Source organism: Streptomyces sp. NPDC029526 (genome assembly GCF_040637405.1).
Taxonomy (GTDB): domain Bacteria; phylum Actinomycetota; class Actinomycetes; order Streptomycetales; family Streptomycetaceae; genus Streptomyces.
Window position 1 is genome coordinate 1,039,702 of sequence record NZ_JBEZWE010000002.1, and the last position, 23,208, is coordinate 1,062,909.

Consider the following 23,208-nt stretch of genomic DNA (forward strand, 5'->3'; position numbering starts at 1 on the left):
GACGGGTGACGCCCGACGCGTGACGGGTCACCGCTGACGGGCTCGCGCGTGACAGGAGCCCGGGGCCCGGTGTGCCGAGCCCGACGGCCGCAGGGCCCGAACGGCCGCGAGGGCGGTCGGCCGGAAGCGCGACGTGGCCCCGGACTCCCGGCCGACCGCGCCCCCGGGTGGCCGTCCGGCGCCCCGTAGAATCGGCCCCACCATGGCATACCTCGACCACGCCGCAACCACCCCGATGCTCCCCGAGGCAGTCGAGGCACTCACCGCGCACCTCGGCGTCACCGGCAACGCCTCCTCCCTCCACGCGGCCGGCCGACGGGCCCGGCGCACGGTCGAGGAGGCCCGGGAGGCCCTCGCCGAGGCCCTCGGCGCCCGGCCCAGTGAGGTGGTTCTCACCTCCGGCGGCACCGAGGCCGACAACCTCGCCGTGAAGGGCCTGTACTGGGCCCGCCGGGACGCGGACCCGGTCCGCACCCGGGTGCTGGCCAGCCCGGTCGAGCACCACGCCGTCCTGGACGCCGTCCACTGGCTCGGCGAGCACGAGGGCGCCACCGTCGAGTACCTGCCCGTCGACCACCACGGCCGGGTGCACCCCGACGCCCTGCGCGAGGCCCTGGCCCGCAACCCCGACGACGTGGCCCTCGCCACCGTCATGTGGGCCAACAACGAGATCGGCACCCTCCAGCCGGTCAGCGAACTCGCCGAGGTCGCCGCCGAGTTCGGCGTACCGCTGCACTCGGACGCGGTCCAGGCGTTCGGCCAGGTACCGGTCGACTTCGGCGGCTCCGGGCTCGCCGCGATGACCGTCTCCGGCCACAAGATCGGCGGCCCCTACGGCATCGGCGCGCTCGTCCTCGGCCGCGACCAGACCCCCGTCCCCGTGCTCCACGGCGGCGGGCAGGAGCGCCACGTCCGCTCCGGCACCCTCGACGTCCCGGCCGTCGCCTCCTTCGCCGTGGCAGGGCGGGTGGCCGCCAAGGAGCAGGAGCGGTTCGCCCGCGAGATCGGCGCCCTGCGCGACGACCTGGTCGCCGCGGTCCGCATGGCCGTCCCGGACGCGATCCTCGGCGGCGACCCCGAGCCCGGGGGACGGCTTCCGGCCAACGCCCACTTCACCTTCCCCGGCTGCGAGGGCGACTCCTTGCTGCTGCTGCTCGACGCCCAGGGCATCGAGTGCTCCACCGGCTCCGCCTGCACGGCCGGCGTCGCCCAGCCCAGCCACGTCCTGCTGGCCACCGGCACCGCCCCCGACCTGGCCCGCGGCACCCTGCGCTTCTCCCTCGGCCACACCTCCACCGAGGCCGACGTACGGGCCCTGGCCGAGGCCATCGGCCCGGCCGTCGAACGCGCCCGCGCCGCGGGACTGTCCTGACCGTCCGCGGGCGGTGCCGGGCCGACCCTCCGGGCGCGCCGCCCGGCCCCGGGGCGGCTGCCTAGGGGGACGCGGAGGCGTCCGGCGTGCTCAGGGACGTGCGCGCGCGGCGCACCAGCTTCATGTACCGGTCCCAGTCCCAGTGCGGGCCCGGATCGGTGTGGTCGGTGCCCGGCACCTCGACGTGCCCGATGATGTGCTCGCGGTCGACGGGTATGTCGTACCGCGCGCAGATCCGGGCCGTCAGCCGCGCCGACGCCTCGTACATCTCGTCGGTGAGGTCCTGCGGCCGGTCCACGAACGCCTCGTGCTCGATGCCGACACTGCGCTCGTTGTAGTCGCGGTTGCCCGCGTGGTACGCCACGTCCAGTTCGCGGATCATCTGCGCCACGCGGCCGTCCTGGCCGACGATGTAGTGGGTGGCCGCCCGGTGTCCCGGGTCCTGGAACGCCTTCACCGCGCTGTCGAAGCTGCCCTGGGTGACGTGGACGACCACCATGTCGATGCCGTAGTCGTCGGGGCGGTCCGCGCGACGCCAGTTCGCCTCCGAGGCGGCGATCCAGCGGGCGTCCGCGAAGTCCACCTCGCCCGGCTTCCGGGGCTTGGCCACCCCCGGGGCACGCCACCACAGCCGGGCCAGCTCGTCCCGCGCCAGCACCGCGGTGCCCGCCGCGGCGGCCACTCCGCCCACGATCAGGGCCCGCCGCCCGATGCGCCGGTCCCCGTCCTCGGATGCTCTTCTCGCCCCCATGCGATCTCCAACGGATACCCGGCGGCCGTGGTTCCCGCGCCCCCGTACCCTGGAGGGGCTATGACTGACACCCCGCAGCGCACCCGCCCCCTCCGCGTCCTGGCCGCCATGTCCGGCGGAGTCGACTCCGCCGTCGCCGCCGCACGCGCCGCCGAAGCGGGTCACGACGTGACCGGCGTCCACCTCGCGCTCTCCGCCAACCCGCAATCGTTCCGCACCGGGGCGCGGGGCTGCTGCACCATCGAGGACTCCCGTGACGCCCGCCGCGCCGCCGACGTCATCGGCATCCCCTTCTACGTGTGGGACCTCGCCGACCGCTTCCGCGAGGACGTCGTCGAGGACTTCGTCGCCGAGTACGAGGCCGGCCGCACCCCCAACCCGTGCCTGCGCTGCAACGAGAAGATCAAGTTCGCCGCGCTGCTGGACAAGGCGCTGGCCCTCGGCTTCGACGCCGTGTGCACCGGCCACTACGCCCAGGTGATCGTCCGCGAGGACGGGACCCGCGAACTGCACCGCGCCTCCGACATGGCCAAGGACCAGTCGTACGTCCTCGGCGTGCTCGACGACCGCCAGCTCGCTCACGCGATGTTCCCGCTCGGTGACACCGTCACCACCAAGGAGGAGATCCGCGCCGAGGCCGAGCGCCGCGGGCTCGCCGTCGCCAAGAAGCCCGACTCGCACGACATCTGCTTCATCGCCGACGGCGACACCCGGGGCTTCCTCGCCGACCGCCTCGGCCGCTCCGAGGGCGACATCGTCGACGAGTCCGGCGCCAAGGTGGGCACCCACGAGGGCGCCTACGGCTTCACCATCGGCCAGCGCAAGGGCCTGCGGATCGGCACCCCCGCCCCCGACGGCAAGCCCCGCTACGTCCTCGACATCTCCCCGGTCGACAACACGGTCACCGTCGGCCCGGCGAACGCGCTCGACGTCACCGCCCTCACCGCGATCCGCCCCCGCTGGTGCGGCGCGGCCCCCGTCGGACCCGGCACCTACACCGCCCAGCTGCGCGCCCACGGCGGAGAGACCGAGGTGACGGCGGAACTCGTCGACGGGGAACTGGAGGTCCGCTTCACCGAGCCGGTCCGCGGCGTCGCCCCCGGCCAGGCGATCGTGCTGTACGACGGCACGCGCGTGGTCGGCTCGGCGACGATCGCCTCGACGGTCCGCGCGACGGAGCGGGCGGCGACGGCCTGACGCACGGGCCGGGAGCGGGCGGGGTTGCTCCGGCAGGAGGCGACGCGCCAAGTGGGGCGGAAAGCAGACCTATCGCGTCCGGCAGGGCGGATGCCCGATGTGCCCGCCGGGGTGGCCTCTCGGTCGCAGACGGACGTTCCTGTGCCGGGTTCCGGCTAGCGTCTGCCGGGGTGGAACATCTCGGACCTGGTCGCAGTGACAAATGAGGTGAACGCTCTCCGGCCGACCGAGAAAAGCCGTCTCGGGTAGACGCTGTCGCGTATTGCTATGCGGGATTCGTCGCATGCCGCGAACTCAATGCATGCGTTGCCGGATGCCTCGGAATACGAGGACTTGAGCCACTTCAACTCGTTCACGGTCGACACCTCTTACAGATCTCCGATGATGTCGAGGACAAAGTCCCTCGATTCCCTCGGATTCAACGCCACTCGCTCGATCAAGTCCAGCCGTGTCCGGAAGTTGGCCAGATGGGTGGGGGAGTCGAAGAAGACCGCACCGATGGGCGAGTCCACCTGCACGGTGTCCAGGTGCGGGTTCGGTGCTGCCGCGTACATCACGGTGTCCCCGGCCATGGGGAAACCTTCTGCTGCGAAGGGGATGACGAGTAGCCGGACGTTGTCGCGTTCGCTCTCTTCGAGCAGGCGGTTCAGTTGGGCCTTCGCGATGTGGCGCCCACCGATGCGCATCCGCAGGGCCGCTTCATGGATATAACCCACATAGGGCACACCCGGACTCCTCGCGATCACACTGTGTCGGCCGATGCGCTGTGCCACCCGGAGTTCGACCTCCAGGCGCGGCAGAGCCGGAACGAACAGGTCGAAGAGGGCCCTTGCGTGGTCCTCCGTCTGGAAGATCCCGGGGATATGGGCGGTCTGGAGCGTTCTGATGCTGGTGGCGTGATGCTCCAGCTCCGCCACATCGAGAAAGTCCGGCGGGATTTTTCCCCGGTACTCGTCCCACCAGCCTTTCGGTCGCCCTCCCGTCATCGCGGCCAGAGCGTCGATCAGTGCGGGGTCGTTGCACTCGTAGATGCTCGCGAGTCGACGCAGCCGATCCTCGCTGATGCCGAACCGGCCTGACTCGATGTTCGAGATCATCGTGCGGTCCACGCCGAGGCGCGTCGCGGCCGCGGGTGCGGCCATCCCCGCAGCCTCGCGCAGCCGCCGCAGTTCGGCGCCGAACCGACGCTGACGGATGCTCGGGTGGTGCCGTGGCGCCATCTACAACTCCTTGCTCGCGCGCACAGTTTGCCGATCCTCGTCAGGGGCGTCCACTCCGGAGAGGCAGTAAAACCCGTTCTGATGAATCAGGTAGCACGCGTTTTAGTCGGCGCGCTAGCGTGTGAGCCACGCCACCCGCATCCCACCCGGCGGAAGCGCACCGCCCGCCCCCTGCCGTCCCGGGCCCGACGGAACGGGTGCGGGGCGGCAGGCCACCGTCGGACATCGCGGACCTGATCCGCGATGTGGCCGGACGCGGGCGGCGCCGTACGGCACGGAGGTGTCGATCACCCCGACGAACCGGGGAACCGACCCGCCGCGCCACGGACAGGACCGCCCACGCACAAGGAGGTGCCGCGTGAACGACGCGGAACCGGAACACCAGCCGACCCCCGAAGCACCCGGCGCGGACGAGTACGCCGTCCCGGCCCCACCCCTCATCCCGTTCACCGAGACGTGGGAGTACGAGCTGCGCTTCCCCCGCGATCCCCGCGGGCCGGCCGTCGCCCGTACGACGCTCAAGGCCGTGCTGGGAGCGCACGGACTGGGCGAGTTCACCGATCGCGCGGAACTCCTCACCTCCGAACTGGCCACCAACGCCGTCCGGTATGCGCCCGGCCCCGCCATCGTGCTGCTGCGCTGGACCAACCCCGTGCTGAGGGTCAGCGTCATGGACACCTGCCCGGTGTTCCCGCTGCCGTCGGCCCCGGACATGCCCGAAGCGGAACGCGGACGTGGTCTGCTGATCCTCGATCTGCTGGCCGACGACTGGGGCGGATGTGCCCTCGGGGAGTCGTTGTACGGGGTGGGCGGCAAAACCGTCTGGTTCGATCTGGTCCTCGGCGGAGGTGACCCACCACCCGGAGGAGGGGCCGGTCACGGTTCCGGACCCCTGCATCCGGGCCCGCCCGTGCTCGCCGCCTGACCGGGCGGCCCACCGGGCCCGCCCGCCCGCCTCGCGACGCCGTGAACGCCGGCTCCGGAGTGTTCACGGCTTCGCCCAAGCGCCGCGCCCGCGGAGAGCGCGCATGCCGGCCCGCGCATCGCGCCGTTCCGCCACCCGGGTGATCACCCGGCGCACCTCGCCGCGCGCCCGTGTCCCCGGCTGCCTCCGCGACGATCTTCCGGGTGTGAAGCCTCGAATGTCCGGCGCCTCGCGCCGCACCCGCACCCTGGCCGTCACCGGCCTCGGTGCCCTGGTACTGCTGTCCTCTCCCGCCGTCCTGCCCGCCGCCCACGCGGGCACGGACGCCTCCGGCCCGGCCTCGCCGGCGGCGCCGCGCCCGGTGACCGTCGGCGAGGCGGTCACGGCCGCTCACCTCGACGCGATCCGCCATGACCCGCGTCGGGCGCGGGAGTTCTTCCGCGGCCTGCCCAAGGGCGGTGACCTGCACAACCACCTGTCGGGCGCGGTCTCCACCGAGTACCTCGTCGAACTGGCCGCCGAGGACGGGCTGTGCGTCGACACCGCGACGATGACCGCCGTCCCGCCCCCGTGCGGTGCAGGAACCCGCCCTGCCGCGGACGCCCGCACGGACCGCGCCTTCCACGACGCCCTCGTGCGCGCCTGGTCCATGCAGGACTTCCCGGCCGACGGCAACGGTCACGACCACTTCTTCGCCACCTTCGGCAGGTTCGGCGAGGTGACCTGGCGGCACCGCGGGAAACTGCTCGCCGAGGTCGCGGACGACATCGCCGAGCAGAACCAGTTCTATCTGGAGACGATGGTGACCCCGGCCTCCGACGGGGCGAAGAAGCTCGCGGCCGAGGTCGGCTGGGACCCGGACCTCGCCCGGCTGCACGGGAAGCTGACCGCCGGGGGCAAGCTGGACCGGCTGGTCACCGAGGCGAAGAAGGAGTCCGACGAGGCCGACGCCGAGTTCCGCACCGCCGCCCGCTGCGACACCGACAGCCCCCGGCCCGGCTGCCGCATCCCGGTCCGCTGGATCTCCCAGGTCTCGCGCGGCAGCGCCCCGGAACGGGTCTTCACGCAGATGGCCCTCGGCATGCGCCTGGCCGAGCGCGACGGGCGGTTCGTCGCCGTCAACCTCGTCCAGCCCGAGGACGCGGAGGTCGCCCTGCGCGACTACAGCCTCCAGATGCGCATGCTGAAGTACCTCCGCGGTGTCTATCCCGGCGCCCATGTCACCCTGCACGCCGGTGAGTTGTGGCCCGGCCTGGTCAAGCCCGCCGACCTCGCGTTCCACATCCGGGAAGCCGTGGAGGTCGCCGGCGCCGACCGCATCGGCCACGGCGTGGATCTGGTCCACGAGGACGACTGGCAGCGCACCGCGCGCACCATGGCCGCCCGCGAGACCGCCGTCGAGGTCCCCTTCACCAGCAACGCCCAGATCCTCGGGGTGCGCGGCGCCGACCACCCCTTCGAGACCTACCGCGCGTACGGCGTGCCCGTCGTCCTGGCCACCGACGACCCCGGCGTCAGCCGCATCGACATCAGCCACGAATACCGGTACGCCGCCGACACGTACGGCCTGTCCTACCCGGAGCTGAAAGACCTGGCGCGGGCCTCCCTGGAGTACGCCTTCCTCCCCGGCGCGAGCCTGTGGCGGGGCAACCCCACCCGGGACGGCTACCGTCCCGTCGCCGCCTGCCGCGGGGTCCGGCTCGGCGATGCGCGCCCCGGCGCGGACTGCCGGCGCCTGCTGACCGCCAGTCCGAAGGCCGCCGCGCAGTGGGAACAGGAGCGGGCCTTCGGCCGCTTCGAGACGGGCATCCGCACCGCCCGCTGAGCCTCGGACGGGCTGGGACGGGCAGTTGCGCACCGCCCGCTGAGCCTCGGCCCGGCCGGGACGGGCCGTCGCGCGCCGAGCGCTGAGCCCCCGTCGGGCGGGGCCGTCGCGTGCCGTCCGCCGCCGCCCCCCGCGGCGGCGGAGCCGGCTGCGCGTCCGCGGGGCGGGGTGGCCGCGCGCCCGCGCGCGGCCTCACCGCACCCCGCCGGGACGGCTCACCGCACCGCCGGGGCGGCTCACCGCCCGAAGAACTCGGCCAGCACCGGCGCCAGCACGTCCGGCTCGACCATGTGCGTCTGCCCCTGGAGCGCGCGGTACGTGCCGCGGGGCACCGTGTCCGCGATCGCCCGCGCGGCCTCGCGCATCCAGGCCGGACTGGCGTCGCCCGCGATCGCCAGCACCGGCACCGGGACCGACGCCAGCAGCTCCCGGGGCACGCCCCCGTCGCCCATCACCGCGTCGTCGTACGCGAGGCTCGGCGCCATCGACTCCATGCCCGCCCACAGGGCGGACTGCCGGGCGCCCTCGATGACCGCCTCGTCCAGGCCGGTCAGCCGCAGGAACAGCTCCACCGCGTCCCCGCGCCTCCCCTCGTCCAGGGCGGCCGTCAGCTGCTCGGTGTACCGGGCCCGCTCCGCCAGGTCCTCCTCCGACAGGGCGTACGGCGTCTCGTACACGGCGACATGACGCACCGGCAGCCCGCTCGCCGCCGCCCGCAGCGCCAGCGCGCCGCCCGACGACACCCCGTACAGCGACGCCTCACCGCCCAGTTCCTCGATCAGCGCCGCCAGGTCCTCGACCTCGCGCTCCACCGCGTACGGCGGGGTGTCGCCGCTCGCGCCCCGGCCCCGGCGGTCGTACACGACCACCCGGAACCGCTCCGACAGGGGAGCCGCCAGCGGCGCCACCGTGCCGCCGGTCGACATCGCGCCGCTGACGAGGACGATCGTGGAACCCCGCCCTGCGCTCTCGTAGGCCAGGGACGTGCCGTCGCGCGAAGTGATGTTCTTGTCCATGTCTCAGCAGACTGCCGCACCGCGCGGTGTTCGTCGGTGAGGCGGGCGGCGCGTCCACCGATCGCCTCGGTTCGACGCGCTCGTACTCCGGGCGGTCCTCGCCCGTCGGGCACCGCGGCCGGCCGCCCCCGTCCCCGGCCGGTCAGCCCCGGTCCACGTCGACCTCGTAGAAGCACAGATGGTCCTTGATCCGTGCGACGCCGGGCTTCGGGTCCGGGTAGGACCACACCAGGTCCGCCTCGTCCGGCACCGACCAGTACGACGCCGTGCCCTTGAACGGGCAGTAGGTGTGCGTCCCGGAGGGGGTCAGCAGGTCCAGCCGCACGTCCTCCGGAGGGATGTAGTAGCGCACGGGGCAGCCCGTCTCGCGCAGCACCAGCGCCCGGTCCGTGCGGGCCAGCTCCCGCCCGCCGTGCACCACGCGCACCTGCCGGTCGCTCTCCTCGATGCTGATGCGATGTCCTGCGGTCACGACGGTCCCTCCTGGAGGATGCGGCGCCGCCGGCCGGACGGCCGGCCCGTTCCGGTTACAGCGCTCGCGGGGCCGCCCGTTCTTCCCGCCCGGGGGGACGGGAGCGCACCGGAAGGGCCGGGCCGTACCGTGGGGCGGTGAACATCTGCGTCTTCCTCTCCGCCGCCGACCTCGACGAGCGCTACACGCGCCCCGCGCGGGAGTTCGCCCGCCTGCTCGGCAAGGGCGGGCACACCCTGGTGTGGGGCGGCTCCGACACAGGGCTGATGAAGGTGGTCGCCGACGGGGTGCAGGAGGCGGGCGGCCGGCTGGTGGGCGTCTCCGTGGACTTCCTGGCCGCCAAGGCCCGCGAGGGCGCCGACGAGATGGTCGTCGCCCCGGATCTCGCGGAGAGGAAGCGGCTGCTGCTGGAGAAGTCCGACGCCGTGGTGATCATGGTGGGCGGCACCGGCACCCTCGACGAGGCGACCGAGATCCTGGAGCTGAAGAAGCACGGCCGCACCGACAAGCCGGTCGTGCTGCTGAACACCGCGGGCTTCTACGACGGCCTGAAGGAGCAGTTCCGCCGGATGGAGACGGAGGGCTTCCTGCCCCGCCCGCTCACCGACCTGGTGTTCTTCGCCGAGGAACCCGTCGGGGCGCTGGCCCACCTGGAGGAGAGCCGGGGCATCCGCTGAGCCGCCCGTGATGCGAGCATGGCGGACATGGCTACCCATGTGATCACCGGAGCGGGCTCCGGCATCGGCGCGGCCGTCGCCCGCCGCCTGCACGCGCGCGGCGACGACCTCGTGCTGCACGCGCGCAGCGCGGGGCGGGCGAAGGAACTCGCCGACGCGTTCCCCGGCGCCCGGACCCTCGTCGGCGACCTCGCCGACCCCGACCGGCTCAGCTGGGCCTTCTCGCACCAGTCGGTCCCCGAGCAGGTCGACTCCCTGCTGCACATCGCCGGCGTCGTCGACCTCGGCCGGGTCGGCGAGCTGACCCCGAAGACCTGGCGGCACCAGCTCGACGTGAACCTGATCGCGCCCGCCGAGCTGACCCGGCACTTCCTGCCCCAGCTCCGCGCGAGCCGCGGGCACGTGATCTTCGTCAACTCGGGGGCCGGTCTCAACGCGCACGCCGAATGGTCCGCCTACGCGGCGTCCAAGCACGGCCTGAAGGCCCTCGCCGACTCCCTGCGGCACGAGGAGCACGCGGCCGGCGTCCGCGTCACCTCCGTCTACCCGGGCCGCACCGCCAGCCCCATGCAGGCCAAGGTGCACCAGCAGGAGGGCAAGGACTACGACCCCGGCCGCTGGATCGACCCCGAGTCGGTCGCCACCACCGTGCTGATGGCCCTCGACCTGCCCCGGGACGCCGAGGTCAACGACCTGACCGTGCGCCCGGGCCGCCCGTAGGGAACCGGTGGCCGGGGGCGCGACCCCGGCCACCGGCCTGCGTACGCTTCTCCCGTGAGCGAAGAAAGCCAGATCAGGTTCGGTCCCGCGACCGGTGTCGGCTCCCTGCCCGGCACCGACGCGCGGGAAGCCGCCAAGACCGCCACCGGGAGCTTCGAGGACTTCCCGCACCTGCCCGAACTGCCCGCCCGTGGCCCGGGCGCCGACATGATCGGCCGGACCGCCGGCATGCTCGTCGAGCTGTACGCGCGGGTCGAGCCCAGCGGCTGGCGGATCGGTGACCGGCCCGGCCGCGACACCCGGCGGGCCCGCTCCTGGCTCGGCGAGGACCTGGACGCGCTGGAGGAGTTCACCCAGGGCCACAGCGGGCCCCTGAAGGTGCAGGCCGTCGGCCCCTGGACGCTCGCCGCCGCCCTGGAGCTGAAGAACGGCGAGGCCGCCCTCTCCGACCCCGGCGCCTGCCGCGACCTCGCCGCCTCCCTGGCCGAAGGCCTGCGCCTCCACCTCGCCGAGGTGCGGCGGCGGGTGCCCGGCGCCCGGCTCGTCCTCCAGCTCGACGAACCGTCCCTGACCGCCGTCCTGCGCGGGCAGGTGCCCACCGCCAGCGGATACCGCACCCACCGCGCCGTGGACCGGCAGACCGTCGAGGCGACCCTCCGGGACGTCGTGGGCGCGCACGACGGCGGGCCCGTGGTGGTGCACTCCTGCGCCCCGGACGTGCCGTTCGCCCTGCTGCGCCGGGCGGGCGTGGCGGGACTGTCCTTCGACGCCTCCCTTCTCACCGAGCGTGACGACGAGGCGATCGGTGAGGCGGTGGAGGACGGCATCCGGCTGCTCGCCGGTGTCGTGCCCGGCACGGACGGCCCGTTGTCGGACCCGGGCGGTAGCGTCGGAGGAGTCAGAACGCTGTGGCGCAGGCTGGGGCTGCGACCGGACCTCCTGGCGGAGGCCGTCACGCTCACCCCGGCGTGCGGACTCGCGGGGGCCTCCCCGCAGTACGCGCGGGCCGCCTACGCCCACTGCGTCCGGGCCGCGAGATCCCTCGCGGACAACCCAGAGTAACGGGAGGACACCCAGTGGCCGGCGACCAGCAGGCGGAGACGACGAGCGTGCCCGCCGAGGCGCGCGAGAAGCACGTACAGCTCGCGGAGCAGATCGAGGAGCACCGCTTCCGGTACTACGTGAACGACGCGCCCGTGATCAGCGACGCCGAGTTCGACCGGCTGCTGCGCGAGCTGGAGGCCCTGGAGGAGCAGCACCCCGAGCTGCGCACCCCCGACTCGCCGACCCAGAAGGTCGCCGGGGCCTACGAGACGGAGTTCACCTCCGTCCAGCACCGCTCGCGCATGCTCTCCCTGGACAACACCTTCAACGACGAGGACCTCGCCGCCTGGACCGAGCGCATCCACCGCGAGCTGGGGGAGCAGGAGTTCCACTTCCTGTGCGAGCTCAAGGTCGACGGGCTCGCCGTCAACCTCACCTACGAGCGGGGCCGCCTCACCCGCGCCGCGACCCGCGGCGACGGCCGCACCGGCGAGGACATCACGCCCAACGTCCGCACCATCGCCGAGATCCCCGACCGGCTCACCGGCGACGAGGTGCCCGAGCTGGTGGAGATCCGCGGCGAGGTCTTCTTCCCCATGGAGAAGTTCCAGGAGCTCAACGCCCGCCTGGTGGCCGCCGGCGACAAGCCCTTCGCCAACCCGCGCAACGCGGCGGCCGGTTCGCTGCGCCAGAAGGACCCGCGCGTGACCGCCAGCCGTCCGCTGCACATGGTGGTCCACGGCATCGGCGCGCTGGAGGGCTTCCCCGGCCGCATGACCCGGCTGTCCGAGGCGTACGACCTGCTGAAGTCCTGGGGCCTGCCCACCTCCCCGCACAACAAGGTGGTCGACGGCATCGAGGGCGTCCGGGAGTTCATCGCGTACTACGGCGAGAACCGCCACTCCGTGGCGCACGAGATCGACGGCGTGGTCGTGAAGCTGGACGAGATCCCGCTCCAGGGCCGCCTCGGCACCACCTCCCGAGCCCCCCGCTGGGCCATCGCGTACAAGTACGCGCCCGAGGAGGTCAACACCAAGCTGATCAACATCCGCGTGGGCGTGGGCCGTACGGGCCGGGTCACGCCCTACGCCCAGGTCGAGCCGGTCACCGTCGCCGGGTCGGAGGTCGAGTTCGCCACCCTGCACAACCAGGACGTCGTCAAGGCCAAGGGCGTCCTCATCGGCGACACCGTGGTGCTGCGCAAGGCCGGTGACGTCATCCCCGAGATCCTCGGCCCGGTCGCCGACCTGCGCGACGGCAGCGAGCGCGAGTTCGTCATGCCGTCCGAGTGCCCCGAGTGCGGCACGCCGCTGAAGGCGATGAAGGAGGGCGACGTCGACCTGCGCTGCCCCAACGCCCGCACCTGCCCCGCCCAGTTGCGCGAGCGGCTGTTCTACCTCGCCGGCCGCAAGGCGCTGGACATCGAGCACTTCGGTTACGTGGCCGCCGCCGCCCTCACCAAGCCGCTGGAGCCCGCCGACCCGCCGCTGCGCGACGAGGGCGACCTGTTCGACCTGACCGTCGAGCAGCTGCTGCCCATCAAGGCGTACGTGCTGGACCAGGACAGCGGGCTGCCCAAGCGGGACCCGAAGACCGGCGAGGAGAAGATCGCCACCGTCTTCGCCAACCAGGAGGGCGCCCCCAAGAAGAACGCGGTGGCGATGCTGGAGAACATCGCGGCCGCCAAGGACCGCCCGCTCGCCCGCATCCTGACCGCCCTGTCGATCCGCCATGTGGGACCGGTCGCGGCGGAGGCGCTGGCCCGCGAGTTCCGTTCCATCGAGCGCATCGAGCAGGCCACCGAGGAGGAGCTGGCCGCCACCCCGGGGGTCGGCGGGATCATCGCCGCCTCGCTCAAGCAGTGGTTCGCCGAGGACTGGCACCGCGAGATCATCCGCAAGTGGAAGGCGGCCGGGGTCCGCATGGCGGACGAGACCTCCGGCGAGGACGAGGGCCCGCGCCCGCTCCAGGGCCTGACGGTGGTGGTGACCGGCACCCTGGAGCGGTTCACCCGCGACGGCGCCAAGGAGGCACTGCAGGACCGGGGCGCCAAGGTGACCGGATCGGTCTCCAAGAAGACGTCCTTCGTGGTCGTCGGCGACAACCCCGGATCGAAGTACGACAAGGCGATGCAGCTGAAGGTTCCGGTTCTGAACGAGGACGGTTTCGAGATCCTCCTCGCCGACGGGCCGGAAGCCGCCGCCGAGGCCGCGCTTTCGGCCGACGGGTAACGGTTGAAGCCCCCCGGATCGGCGCATACCAGATGCATACGGGTGGCCGGGGCGCATTCGGGCAACCGTCGGCGACCGGTGCCCGAGGAAGCCTTCCGCGGCCTACTGTTGGGAGGTGCGCCTGCCGTGCCCAGCTGCGGTCGGGGCATCCCCGTGTTCGAGAAGGGTCCGGGGAAAGGCTTTCCATCGCGGAGCCGCTGAGGGTTGTCGGGCATCGGGCCGCGTGGCGTGGGCACCGCCGGCTGTGAGAGGGACGGGAATGGAACCGACCGAGAGCGCCGCCCCGGGCTCACGGCTGCGCCTGGGCCGGCTGACCGCCGTCCGCCGGCGCGGACGCCCGGACGGGCGGCCCGCGGACCGGCCGGGCACGCGGGAACGCACCGCGGCGGACCCGGCGGACGGACTCGGCCCCGCCCGGCCACAGGCCATCGTCCGGGGCCCCGTCCTGTCCGACACCGACGGCGAACGCCACCTGCCCTGGCCCGCGTTGCCCACGGCGATCGTCGCCGCGGCCGCCTTCGTCCTCGGCGCCGGCTTCCTGTACGCCTTCACCGGCGGCCACGCCCTGTTCCCGTCCGGCACCGTCGGCTGGTCGCTGGCCGTGCTCACCGGCATCATCGTCGGCCACCTGGTCATGCTGGGCCGCTCCCGCTGGTGGGGCGGCACCGGCTCGGGCGCCGCGCTCACCCTCGCCGTGCTGCTGCTCTACGGCTGGGTGCCAGCCGGCATGGTCAGCCTCACCGTCGTCGTGCTGGTCGGCACCGCCCGCCGGGGCCGCTGGCGCCAGGGGGTCCTGCACGGCGCCGTCGACCTCCTCGGGATCGGCGCGGGCGCGCTGGTGCTGGCCGCGTTCGGCTCCGTGCCGTCGGTCGAGAGCCCCTCGGCGCCGGACACCTGGTCGTTCGCCACCGCCTTCGAGGTGGTGCTGGTCGCCGTCGCCTACCTCGCCGTCACCCGCACCCTGTTCTGGTACCTGCACACCCCGCGCGCCGGGCTGCCGACCGTGGCCCGCACCGCCCTGGTCCGGCAGGCCCTGGTCGCCGTCGCCCTGCTCGGGATAGCCCCGCTGATCTGCGTCGTCGCGGACGCCAAACCGCTGCTGCTGCCGCTGTTCGCCATCCCGCTCATCGCGCTCGACTCCACCCTGTGGATCGCCCGCGCCCGCGCGGAGGAACAGCTGCGCGACCCGCTGACCGGCCTGCCGAACCGCCAGTGGCTGCTGGAGCGGATCTGGACCGCCCTGGACGACGCGGAGCGCATCGAGGCCCGCTCCGCCCTCATGCTGATCGACCTCGACCGGTTCCGGTCCGTCAACGACACCCTCGGTCATCTCGCCGGGGACCGGCTGCTGCTGCAGATCGCCGACCGGCTGAGAGCCGCCCTGCCGCGCGGTGCCGAGGCGGCCCGGCTCGGCGGCGACGAGTTCGCCGTGTTACTGCCCGTCGCCGACTCCACCACGTCCGCCACCCGCGTGGCCCGCGGCCTCGTCGCCGCCCTCAGCTCGCCGCTCGACCTCGACGGACTCACCCTCGTCCTGGAGGCCAGCGCGGGCGTCGCCGTCTTCCCGGACCACGCGCTCGACGCGGAGGGCCTGCTGCGGCGGGCGGACGTGGCGATGTACCAGGCCAAGCGGGACCGCACCGGAGTCGAGGTGTACGAGTCCAAGCGCGACTCCAACACCCCCGACCGCCTGGCCCTGCTGGGCGACCTGCGCCGCGCCCTCGACGCCCACGAGGTCCAGCTGCACTACCAGCCCAAAGTCCGCTTCGACGGCCAGGTCTCGGGTCTGGAGGCCCTGGTGCGATGGGTCCACCCGGAGCGCGGCCGGGTCCCCCCGGACGAGTTCATCGCGATCGCCGAGTCCTCCGGACTCATGCCCCACCTCACCGAGTACGTCCTGGAGACCGCCCTCGAGCAGGTCGCCGCCTGGCGCGCCCAGGGCCTGTTCGTGCCCGTCGCGGTCAACGTCTCCCCGCGCGACGTCCACACCCCCGGCTTCGCCGGCTCCGTCGCCGCCCGCCTGGCCCGGCACGGGGTTCCGGCCGGGGCGCTCCAGCTGGAGATCACCGAACACGTCCTGCTGGAGGACCCGCAGCGCGCCGCCGACACCCTCAACGCCCTGACCGGCCACGGCGTGAAGATGTCCCTCGACGACTTCGGCACCGGCTACTCCTCGCTGGTGCACCTGCGGCGGCTGCCGGTCAGCGAACTCAAGATCGACCGTTCCTTCGTGGCCCGGCTCGCCGTCGACAGCGAGGACGCCGAGATCGTGCGCTGCACCATCGACCTCGCCCACTCGCTCGGCCTGCTCGTCGTCGCCGAGGGCGTCGAGGACGACGAGACCTGGGAACGCCTGCGCGACCTGCGCTGCGACGCGGTCCAGGGCTGGCTCGTGGCGGCCGCGATGCCGCCCGACGAGACCACCGCCTGGCTCCTGGCCCGCGGCTCCCGCGGCTGGCAGCGCCCCGCGGCGGCCCTGCCCGCCGCCGCGGGCGACGACTCCGGCCGGGCCGGCTGACCGAGGGCCGCCCGCCCGCGCCCGGACCGTTTCACGGCCACCGCCCCGGGCCCCATAGGATTGGCCGCAAACACACACACTCACCCCAGAGGATCGCTGCATGCCTGGCATCACGCGCGAGGAGGTCGCCCACCTCGCCCGGCTGGCGCGTCTGGAGCTGAAGCCCGAAGAGCTCGACCACTTCGCAGGCCAGCTCGACGACATCATCGGCGCGGTCGCCCGCGTCGGCGAGGTCGCCGACCAAGACGTCCCGCCGACCTCGCACCCGCTCCCGCTGACCAACGTCATGCGGCCGGACGAGATCCGTCCCTCGCTCACCCCCGAGCAGGCGCTGTCCGGCGCCCCGGCCCAGGAGCAGCAGCGTTTCAAGGTGCCGCAGATCCTGGGGGAGGAGTAACCGCCATGAGCGACCACATCATCAGGCTCACCGCGGCCGAGACCGCGGCGAAGATCGCCTCCGGCGAACTCACCGCCGTCGAGGTCACCGAGGCCCACCTGGCCCGCATCGAGGCCGTCGACGAGAAGGTGCACGCCTTCCTGCACGTCGACCGCGAGGGCGCCCTCGCCCAGGCGCGCGCCGTCGACGACAAGCGCGCCCGGGGGGAGAAGCTCGGCCCGCTGGCCGGCGTCCCTCTCGCACTGAAGGACATCTTCACCACCGAGGGCATCCCGACCACCGTCGGCTCCAAGATGCTCGAGGGCTGGATCCCGCCGTACGACGCGACGCTCACCAAGCGACTCAAGGACGCCGACGTCGTCATCCTCGGCAAGACCAACATGGACGAATTCGCCATGGGGTCGTCCACCGAGAACAGCGCCTACGGCCCGACCGGCAACCCCTGGGACCTCACCCGGATCCCCGGCGGCTCCGGCGGCGGCTCCTCCGCCGCGCTCGCCGCGCACATGGCTCCCCTGGCCATCGGCACCGACACCGGCGGCTCCATCCGCCAGCCGGCCGCCGTCACCGGCACCGTCGGCGTCAAGCCGACGTACGGCGCGGTGTCCCGCTACGGCATGGTGGCGTTCTCCTCCTCCCTCGACCAGGGCGGCCCCTGTGCCCGCACGGTCCTGGACGCGGCCCTGCTGCACGAGGTGATCGCCGGCCACGACCCGATGGACTCCACCTCCATCGACGAGCCGGTCCCGCCGGTCGTGGAGGCCGCCCGCAACGGCAGCGTCCAGGGCATGCGCGTGGGCGTCGTCAAGCAGTTCCGCGGCGAGGGCTACCAGGCCGGTGTCGTCCAGCGGTTCGACGAGGCCGTGGAACTCCTCAAGGGCCTCGGCGCCGAGATCGTCGAGCTGGACTGCCCGTCCTTCGACCTCGCGCTCTCGGCGTACTACCTGATCGCGCCCTCCGAGTGCTCCTCCAACCTCGCCCGGTTCGACGGCCTGCGCTACGGCCTGCGCACCGGCGACGACGGCAGCCACTCCGCCGAGGAGGTCACCTCGCTGACCCGCGAGGCGGGCTTCGGCGACGAGGTCAAGCGCCGCATCATGCTCGGCACCTACGCGCTCAGCTCCGGCTACTACGACGCGTACTACGGCAGCGCCCAGAAGGTCCGCACGCTGATCAAGCGGGACTTCGACGCGGCGTTCGAGCAGGTCGACGTGATCGTCTCCCCGACGACCCCGACCACCGCCTTCCCGATCGGCGAGCGCGCCGACGACCCGATGGCGATGTACCTCGCCGACCTGTGCACCATCCCGACCAACCTGGCGGGCAACGCGGCCATGTCGCTGCCCTGCGGCCTCGCACCCGAGGACAACCTGCCGGTCGGACTGCAGATCATCGCCCCGGTCATGAAGGACGACCGCCTCTACAAGGTGGGTGCCGCCGTCGAGGCCGCCTTCGTGGAAAAGTGGGGCCACCCGCTGCTCGAGGAGGCTCCGTCGCTGTGAGTGCACTGACCAAGGCCAAGGGCTTCAAGAAGTCCAGGTCCGGTACGTACCTGTCCATGGCCGCCACCGCGTTCGGCGCGGTCGGCGTCGCCAAGCGCGTCAAGAAGGCCCGGCTGGAGAAGGACACCCTGGTCCTGATCGACGCCACCGTGTCCGCCGCCGCCATCGTCACCGGCCTCGCCATCCTCTACCGCGAGCTGAAGCGGCTGGGCGACGACGACGTCCTGCTGGGCTGAGAGGGAAGTTTCACCGTGACCACCACGACCGACCTGGTGTCGTACGAGGACGCGCTGGCGTCGTACGACCCCGTCATGGGCCTCGAGGTCCATGTCGAACTCGGCACCCGCACCAAGATGTTCTGCGGCTGCGCGACCGCGCTGGGCGCCGAGCCGAACACCCAGACCTGCCCGGTCTGCCTCGGCATGCCCGGCGCGCTCCCGGTCGTCAACGCGACCGGCGTCGAGTCGGCGATCCGGATCGGCCTCGCGCTGCACTGCGAGATCGCCGAATGGTGCCGCTTCGCCCGGAAGAACTACTTCTATCCGGACATGCCGAAGAACTTCCAGACCTCCCAGTACGACGAGCCGATCGCCTTCGACGGCTACCTCGACGTGCAGCTGGAGGACGGGGAGACCTTCCGCGTCGAGATCGAGCGCGCCCACATGGAGGAGGACACCGGCAAGTCGACGCACGTCGGCGGCGCCACCGGCCGCATCCACGGCGCGTCCCACTCCCTGCTCGACTACAACCGGGCCGGCATCCCGCTCATCGAGATCGTCACCAAGCCCATCACCGGCGCCGGTGAGCGCGCCCCCGAGGTCGCGCGGGCCTACGTCCGTGAGCTGCGCGAACTCATCCGGGCGCTCGGCGTGTCCGAGGCCCGCATGGAGATGGGCCAGATGCGCTGCGACGTCAACCTGTCGCTGATGCCGAAGGGCGCCGAGAAGTTCGGCACCCGCAGCGAGACCAAGAACGTCAACTCGCTGCGCTCCGTCGAGCGGGCCGCCCGCTTCGAGATCCAGCGGCACGCGGCCGTGCTGAACTCGGGCGGCACCATCGTCCAGGAGACCCGCCACTTCCACGAGGACACGGGGTCCACGACCTCCGGCCGCGTGAAGGAGGAGGCCGAGGACTACCGGTACTTCCCGGAGCCCGACCTGGTCCCCGTCGCCCCGTCCCGCGAGTGGGTCGAGAAGCTGCGCGCCGAGCTGCCCGAGCTGCCGCTGGTGCGCCGCAACCGGCTCCGCGAGGAGTGGGGGATCTCCGGCACCGACATGCAGGCGATCCTCAACGCCGGCGCGCTGGACCCGATCGTCGCCACCATCGATGCCGGGGCCGACGCGGCCTCCGCCCGCAAGTGGTGGATGGGCGAGCTGGCCCGCGCGGCCAACGAGTCGCAGAAGGCGCTGGACGAGCTGGCGATCACCCCGGCGCAGGTGGCCCGCGTCACCGAGCTGGTGGCCGAGGGCGACCTGAACGACAAGCTGGCCCGCCAGGTCATCGAGGGCGTCCTCGCCGGTGAGGGCACGCCGGACGAGGTCGTCGAGAAGCGCGGGCTGAAGGTCGTCTCCGACGAGGGCGCGCTCACCACCGCCGTCGAGGAGGCCATCGCCGGCAACCAGGCCATCGCGGACAAGATCCGAGGCGGCAAGGTGGCGGCGGCCGGCGCCCTGGTCGGCGCGGTCATGAAGGCCACGCGCGGCCAGGCCGACGCGGCCCGGGTCAAGGAACTGATCCTGGAGAAGCTGGGCGTCTCCGAGGGCTGATCGCCGCCGGCCGACGGTCGCGCACGCGATCCACAGGCGGTCCGCAGGCGGTCCGCAGGCGGTCCGCAGGCGGCCGTCGCGGCGGCCACGGCGGTACGACGAGGGGTGCACCGGTCCGGCCGGTGCACCCCTCGCTCCGTGGTGCACGCGGTGACACGGCGAGCCGCAGCGGCCGGTCGCACGGCCCGCCGACCGGCCCACCGGCGGGTCGCCGGTGGGCCCCGCCGGACCCCGCGGCCGGTGCTCCGACGCCGGCCGCTACGCTCCCTGGCCATGAGTGGACGCGCCGATTCCGACACGCACTCGGACACCCGTCCGGAGCCGGCCGAGACCCACCCGGCCGTCGCGGTACCGGACGACGACCTCTCCCTCACCCCGGAAGCCGACGGGGACGTCCGCCCGGACACCGAGGCGGGTGAGGAGCACGAGGCGGACGACGACCCCGACCCGGGCGAGGACCCCGACCCGGGCGAAGACCCTGACCCGGACGACGACCACGACCCGGACGGCAGCCGGGCACGCCGGGCCCGCTTCGTCGCGGCCGGCACCGGTGCCGTGCTGTCCCTCGCGGGGCTGGCCGCCGCGCTGCTCCGCCTCACCGGCCCCGCCGCCGCGCCGGTCCCGGCCGCGTACGCCGGCGGTGCGGTGATCTGCGTGTTCGCCGCCGTGCTGGGCTCCCGCGGGCGGACCCGGAGGGCACTGTGGCTGCTGATCGCCGGGCTGATGGTGATGGCCCTGGGCGACCAGTTCGACTGACGCCGGGTCCCTTCCCTCCTCGTGGACCCCGCCGGGCCGGCCCGTGCCGCGCACCCGTCCGCCCCCTGGCATGGCGGTGCCGTCGAGGGCCGTGCCGCCGAGCGCCGGATCGCCTACGCGATCCCTCGTCGCCCGGCACGGGCACCGCGCGAACCGTCCCGGCGGGGCGGGGCCGTGTGATCCGGCCCGGCGGCGGTGGCGGTGGCGGTGGCGGTGGCGTGTGATGCGTCCCGCGTTGCTGTGAAGAAGCCCACGAACACGACAAACGATCATTCGCAGGTGCAAGAGTGGCAGGGCATTGCTCATGCGTTCTTTGCGGGCAGTTCCTTCCATGAACGGCTGTTCCCGGTCAAAGATCCACACACAGTCCTTCCGGGAGCACATTCGTGGCAGCCCTCGCACGCTGGTGTGTCCGACGCCGTCTGGTCGTCGTCCTGCTCTGGCTCCTCGCCCTCGGCGGGGTCGCCGCTGGTGCCGCCGTCGCCGGCTCCACCTACTCCAACGACTACGACGTCCCGGGCACCGAGTCGGGCCGGGCCGTCGAGCTGCTGCACGAGGGCTTCCCCCACCTCGGCGGTGACAGCGACACCGTCGTCTGGCACACCGCCTCCGGCAGCGTGCGGGACGCCGCCGTCGAACAGGCCATGACCCGCACCCTCGAACGCGTCGCCGAGTTGCCCGGCGTCGCCGACGTCCGGGGACCCTACGACGACACCGGCGGCGCCGGCCGGATCAGCGAGGACGGCCGCACCGCCTACGCCACCGTGGCCTTCGCCGACCAGGCCAAGGACATCGACGCCGGGGAGGCCGCAGCCGTCGTCGAGACGGCGAAGCAGGCCGAGACGGACGGGCTGCGGGTGGAGCTGAGCGGCAGTGCCGCCGGCCTGACCCAGGCCCCCGAGGGTCATCTCGCGGAGGCGGTCGGTGTGCTCGTGGCCGCCGTCGTGCTGTTCCTCGCCTTCGGCTCCCTCGCCGCCTCCCTGCTGCCCATCGCCACCGCGCTCGTCGGGGTCGGCACCGCCTACGCGGGCATCACCCTGCTCGGCCACGTGATGACCGTCGCGGACTTCGCCCCCATGCTCGGGCTGCTGATCGGGCTCGGCGTCGGCATCGACTACGCGCTGTTCATCGTGACCAGACACCGCCGCGGACTCAAGCGGGGCCTGACCGTCACCGAGGCCGCCGCCGAGGCCGTCGCCACCACCGGCCGCGCGGTGGTGTTCGCGGGCGCCACCGTGTGCATAGCCCTGCTGGGCATGCTGATCCTCCGGCTCAACTTCCTCAACGGCGTCGCCGTCGCGGCCTCCCTCACCGTGGTGCTGACCGTCGCCGCCTCCGTCACCCTGCTGCCCGCCCTGCTGTCGCTCATCGGCATGCGGGCGCTCAGCCGCCGTGAACGCCGCAGGCTCGCCGAGCACGGGCCCCAGCCCGAGCTGCCCACCGGGTGGGCCGCCCGCTGGTCGGCGTTCGTGGAGCGCCATCCCAAGCTGCTCGGCGTCGTCGCCCTCGCCGTCATGGCGGTCCTCGCGCTGCCCACCCTCTCGCTGCACCTGGGCACCTCCGACCAGGGCAACCACCCCAGCACGTCCACCACCCGCCAGGCCTACGACCTCCTCGCCGACAGCTTCGGGCCCGGCGTGAACGGCCCCCTCACCGTCGTCACCGAGGTCGACGGGGCCGAGGACCGGCTGGCCCTCGGCGACCTCGACGCCACCCTGCGCGACACCGAGGGCGTCGCCTCCGTCTCGCCGGTCACCTACGGCCCGTCCGGGGACACCGCGTTCCTCACCGTCGTGCCCGAGTCCTCCCCGCAGGACCAGGCCACCAGCGATCTCGTCGACCGGCTGCGCGACGACGTGCTGCCGCGCGCCGAGGCGGGCACCTCCCTCGACCTGCTGGTCGGCGGCACGACGGCCGGGTACGACGACTTCGCCGACGTCATCGTCGGCAAGCTGCCCGTCTTCGTCGGGGTCGTCGTCGGCCTGGGCTGCCTGTTGCTCCTGCTCGCCTTCCGCTCCATCGGCATCCCGGTCAAGGCCGCCGTGATGAACGTGGCCGCCGTCGCCGGCGCGTTCGGTGTGGTCGTGGCGATCTTCCAGTGGGGCTGGGGCAGCGAACTGCTCGGCCTCGGGCGGGCCGGGCCCATCGAGCCCTTCCTCCCCGTGATCATGGTGTCCGTCCTCTTCGGCCTCTCCATGGACTACCAGGTCTTCCTGATCAGCCGGATGTACGAGGAGTGGCTGGAGACCGGTGACAACCGGCGCGCCGTGCGGGTCGGCCTCGCCGAGACCAGCAGGGTGATCAACTCCGCCGCAGTGATCATGATCGCGGTGTTCCTCGCCTTCGTCCTCAGCGGGGACCGGGTGATCGCCATGTTCGGCATCGCGCTCGCCGCCGCCGTCGCCCTGGACGCCTTCGTCCTGCGCACCCTTCTCGTCCCGGCCCTGATGCACCTGCTCGGCGGCGCCAACTGGTGGCTGCCGCGAGCGCTCGACCGGGTCCTGCCGCGCATCAGCATCGAGCCCCCCGAGGCCCGCGTCGCCCACGCCCGGCTCGCCGCCGCCACGGACGCCGAGGCGGCCCGGGTCCTCAGCGCGGACGCCCACCGGGCCGACGCCGGCGGGTGACCCCCCGCCGGGGGGTGAAGGGGCGCCGGAACGGCCGGCCGTAGGCACCTTACGGACGCCTCTGAGGCACCCCCGTCCCCGTCTAAGGCCCCCGGTGCCGCCGAAGATGCGGCAGTCTCCCGATGTGCCGGACCCCCCTGGGAGACGAGGGTGGAGGCATCGCAGACAGCGAAGCCGACCACCGCACCGTCC

At 73.1% G+C, this 23,208-nt stretch carries 20 protein-coding genes; 15 read left to right on the plus strand and 5 right to left on the minus strand.

What is annotated here, in order from left to right; translation table 11 throughout:
- Positions 1 to 202 precede the first annotated feature (202 nt).
- The gene (locus tag AB0F01_RS10110; RefSeq protein ID WP_362092054.1) at positions 203 to 1,372 is read left to right on the plus strand and encodes a cysteine desulfurase family protein; all 1,170 of its coding nucleotides are present in this window, start codon (positions 203 to 205) and stop codon (positions 1,370 to 1,372) included.
- A gap of 61 nt (positions 1,373 to 1,433) precedes the next feature.
- Here AB0F01_RS10110 and AB0F01_RS10115 read toward each other — a convergent pair whose 3' ends face one another.
- On the minus strand, positions 1,434 to 2,123 hold the full coding sequence (locus tag AB0F01_RS10115) for a peptidoglycan recognition family protein (RefSeq protein ID WP_362092057.1): 690 nt from the start codon (positions 2,121 to 2,123) through the stop codon (positions 1,434 to 1,436).
- A 60-nt stretch (positions 2,124 to 2,183) separates the two neighbouring features.
- Here AB0F01_RS10115 and mnmA point away from each other — a divergent pair, with 60 nt between their 5' ends.
- Positions 2,184 to 3,320: a tRNA 2-thiouridine(34) synthase MnmA gene (mnmA, locus tag AB0F01_RS10120; RefSeq protein WP_362092060.1), complete on the plus strand. Its 1,137-nt coding sequence runs from the start codon at positions 2,184 to 2,186 to the stop codon at positions 3,318 to 3,320.
- A gap of 155 nt (positions 3,321 to 3,475) precedes the next feature.
- On the opposite strand, the gene AB0F01_RS10125 is transcribed toward mnmA, so the two are convergent.
- Both AB0F01_RS10125 and AB0F01_RS10130 read right to left on the minus strand, forming a co-directional pair.
- Positions 3,476 to 3,685 carry a DUF397 domain-containing protein gene (locus AB0F01_RS10125; protein WP_362092063.1) on the minus strand — a complete coding sequence of 70 codons (210 nt, stop codon included), beginning with the start codon at positions 3,683 to 3,685 and terminating at the stop codon, positions 3,476 to 3,478.
- A gap of 3 nt (positions 3,686 to 3,688) precedes the next feature.
- Positions 3,689 to 4,540 carry a helix-turn-helix transcriptional regulator gene (locus tag AB0F01_RS10130; protein WP_362092066.1) on the minus strand — a complete coding sequence of 284 codons (852 nt, stop codon included), beginning with the start codon at positions 4,538 to 4,540 and terminating at the stop codon, positions 3,689 to 3,691.
- A 358-nt stretch (positions 4,541 to 4,898) separates the two neighbouring features.
- On the opposite strand from AB0F01_RS10130, the gene AB0F01_RS10135 reads away from it, so the two are divergent.
- Together AB0F01_RS10135 and AB0F01_RS10140 are read left to right on the plus strand one after the other, a co-directional pair.
- Positions 4,899 to 5,465, plus strand: a complete 567-nt coding sequence (locus tag AB0F01_RS10135; RefSeq protein WP_362092069.1) for an ATP-binding protein — start codon at positions 4,899 to 4,901, stop codon at positions 5,463 to 5,465.
- A gap of 217 nt (positions 5,466 to 5,682) precedes the next feature.
- Positions 5,683 to 7,290, plus strand: a complete 1,608-nt coding sequence (locus AB0F01_RS10140) for an adenosine deaminase (RefSeq protein WP_362092583.1) — start codon at positions 5,683 to 5,685, stop codon at positions 7,288 to 7,290.
- Positions 7,291 to 7,526: 236 nt separating this feature from the next.
- On the opposite strand, the gene AB0F01_RS10145 is transcribed toward AB0F01_RS10140, so the two are convergent.
- Together AB0F01_RS10145 and AB0F01_RS10150 are read right to left on the minus strand one after the other, a co-directional pair.
- Positions 7,527 to 8,306: an alpha/beta hydrolase gene (locus AB0F01_RS10145; protein WP_362092072.1), complete on the minus strand. Its 780-nt coding sequence runs from the start codon at positions 8,304 to 8,306 to the stop codon at positions 7,527 to 7,529.
- 142 nt (positions 8,307 to 8,448) lie between these two features.
- Positions 8,449 to 8,778: a DUF427 domain-containing protein gene (locus AB0F01_RS10150; protein ID WP_362092075.1), complete on the minus strand. Its 330-nt coding sequence runs from the start codon at positions 8,776 to 8,778 to the stop codon at positions 8,449 to 8,451.
- 137 nt (positions 8,779 to 8,915) lie between these two features.
- Between AB0F01_RS10150 and AB0F01_RS10155 the strand changes: the two genes are divergently transcribed.
- The 11 genes from AB0F01_RS10155 to AB0F01_RS10205 all read left to right on the plus strand — a co-directional run bounded on the left by AB0F01_RS10155 (position 8,916) and on the right by AB0F01_RS10205 (position 23,016).
- Positions 8,916 to 9,455 (plus strand): TIGR00730 family Rossman fold protein, encoded by a 540-nt coding sequence (locus AB0F01_RS10155; RefSeq protein ID WP_362092078.1) that lies wholly within the window; start codon positions 8,916 to 8,918, stop codon positions 9,453 to 9,455.
- An 18-nt stretch (positions 9,456 to 9,473) separates the two neighbouring features.
- Complete coding sequence (locus AB0F01_RS10160) at positions 9,474 to 10,175, plus strand: SDR family oxidoreductase (RefSeq protein ID WP_362092081.1); 702 nt, start codon at positions 9,474 to 9,476, stop codon at positions 10,173 to 10,175.
- A gap of 54 nt (positions 10,176 to 10,229) precedes the next feature.
- A complete protein-coding gene (locus tag AB0F01_RS10165; protein WP_362092083.1) occupies positions 10,230 to 11,237 on the plus strand; it encodes a methionine synthase in 1,008 nt (335 codons plus the stop codon).
- Positions 11,238 to 11,251: 14 nt separating this feature from the next.
- Entirely contained in the window at positions 11,252 to 13,450 is a 2,199-nt protein-coding gene (gene ligA / locus AB0F01_RS10170; protein WP_362092086.1) for an NAD-dependent DNA ligase LigA, read from the plus strand.
- 259 nt (positions 13,451 to 13,709) lie between these two features.
- The gene (locus tag AB0F01_RS10175; RefSeq protein ID WP_362092089.1) at positions 13,710 to 15,968 is read left to right on the plus strand and encodes a bifunctional diguanylate cyclase/phosphodiesterase; all 2,259 of its coding nucleotides are present in this window, start codon (positions 13,710 to 13,712) and stop codon (positions 15,966 to 15,968) included.
- Between the two features lie 100 nt (positions 15,969 to 16,068).
- Positions 16,069 to 16,365 carry an Asp-tRNA(Asn)/Glu-tRNA(Gln) amidotransferase subunit GatC gene (gatC, locus tag AB0F01_RS10180; protein WP_362092091.1) on the plus strand — a complete coding sequence of 99 codons (297 nt, stop codon included), beginning with the start codon at positions 16,069 to 16,071 and terminating at the stop codon, positions 16,363 to 16,365.
- A gap of 5 nt (positions 16,366 to 16,370) precedes the next feature.
- A complete protein-coding gene (gene gatA, locus AB0F01_RS10185; protein ID WP_362092094.1) occupies positions 16,371 to 17,867 on the plus strand; it encodes an Asp-tRNA(Asn)/Glu-tRNA(Gln) amidotransferase subunit GatA in 1,497 nt (498 codons plus the stop codon).
- Positions 17,864 to 18,103 (plus strand): hypothetical protein, encoded by a 240-nt coding sequence (locus tag AB0F01_RS10190; protein ID WP_164334242.1) that lies wholly within the window; start codon positions 17,864 to 17,866, stop codon positions 18,101 to 18,103. The genes gatA and AB0F01_RS10190 overlap by 4 nt, the downstream gene beginning before the upstream one ends.
- Positions 18,104 to 18,118: 15 nt before the next feature.
- A complete protein-coding gene (gene gatB / locus AB0F01_RS10195) occupies positions 18,119 to 19,633 on the plus strand; it encodes an Asp-tRNA(Asn)/Glu-tRNA(Gln) amidotransferase subunit GatB (protein WP_362092097.1) in 1,515 nt (504 codons plus the stop codon).
- 273 nt (positions 19,634 to 19,906) lie between these two features.
- Positions 19,907 to 20,389, plus strand: a complete 483-nt coding sequence (locus tag AB0F01_RS10200) for a hypothetical protein (protein ID WP_362092100.1) — start codon at positions 19,907 to 19,909, stop codon at positions 20,387 to 20,389.
- Positions 20,390 to 20,775: 386 nt separating this feature from the next.
- Positions 20,776 to 23,016, plus strand: a complete 2,241-nt coding sequence (locus AB0F01_RS10205; RefSeq protein WP_362092103.1) for an MMPL family transporter — start codon at positions 20,776 to 20,778, stop codon at positions 23,014 to 23,016.
- The last annotated feature ends 192 nt before the right edge of the window (positions 23,017 to 23,208 follow it).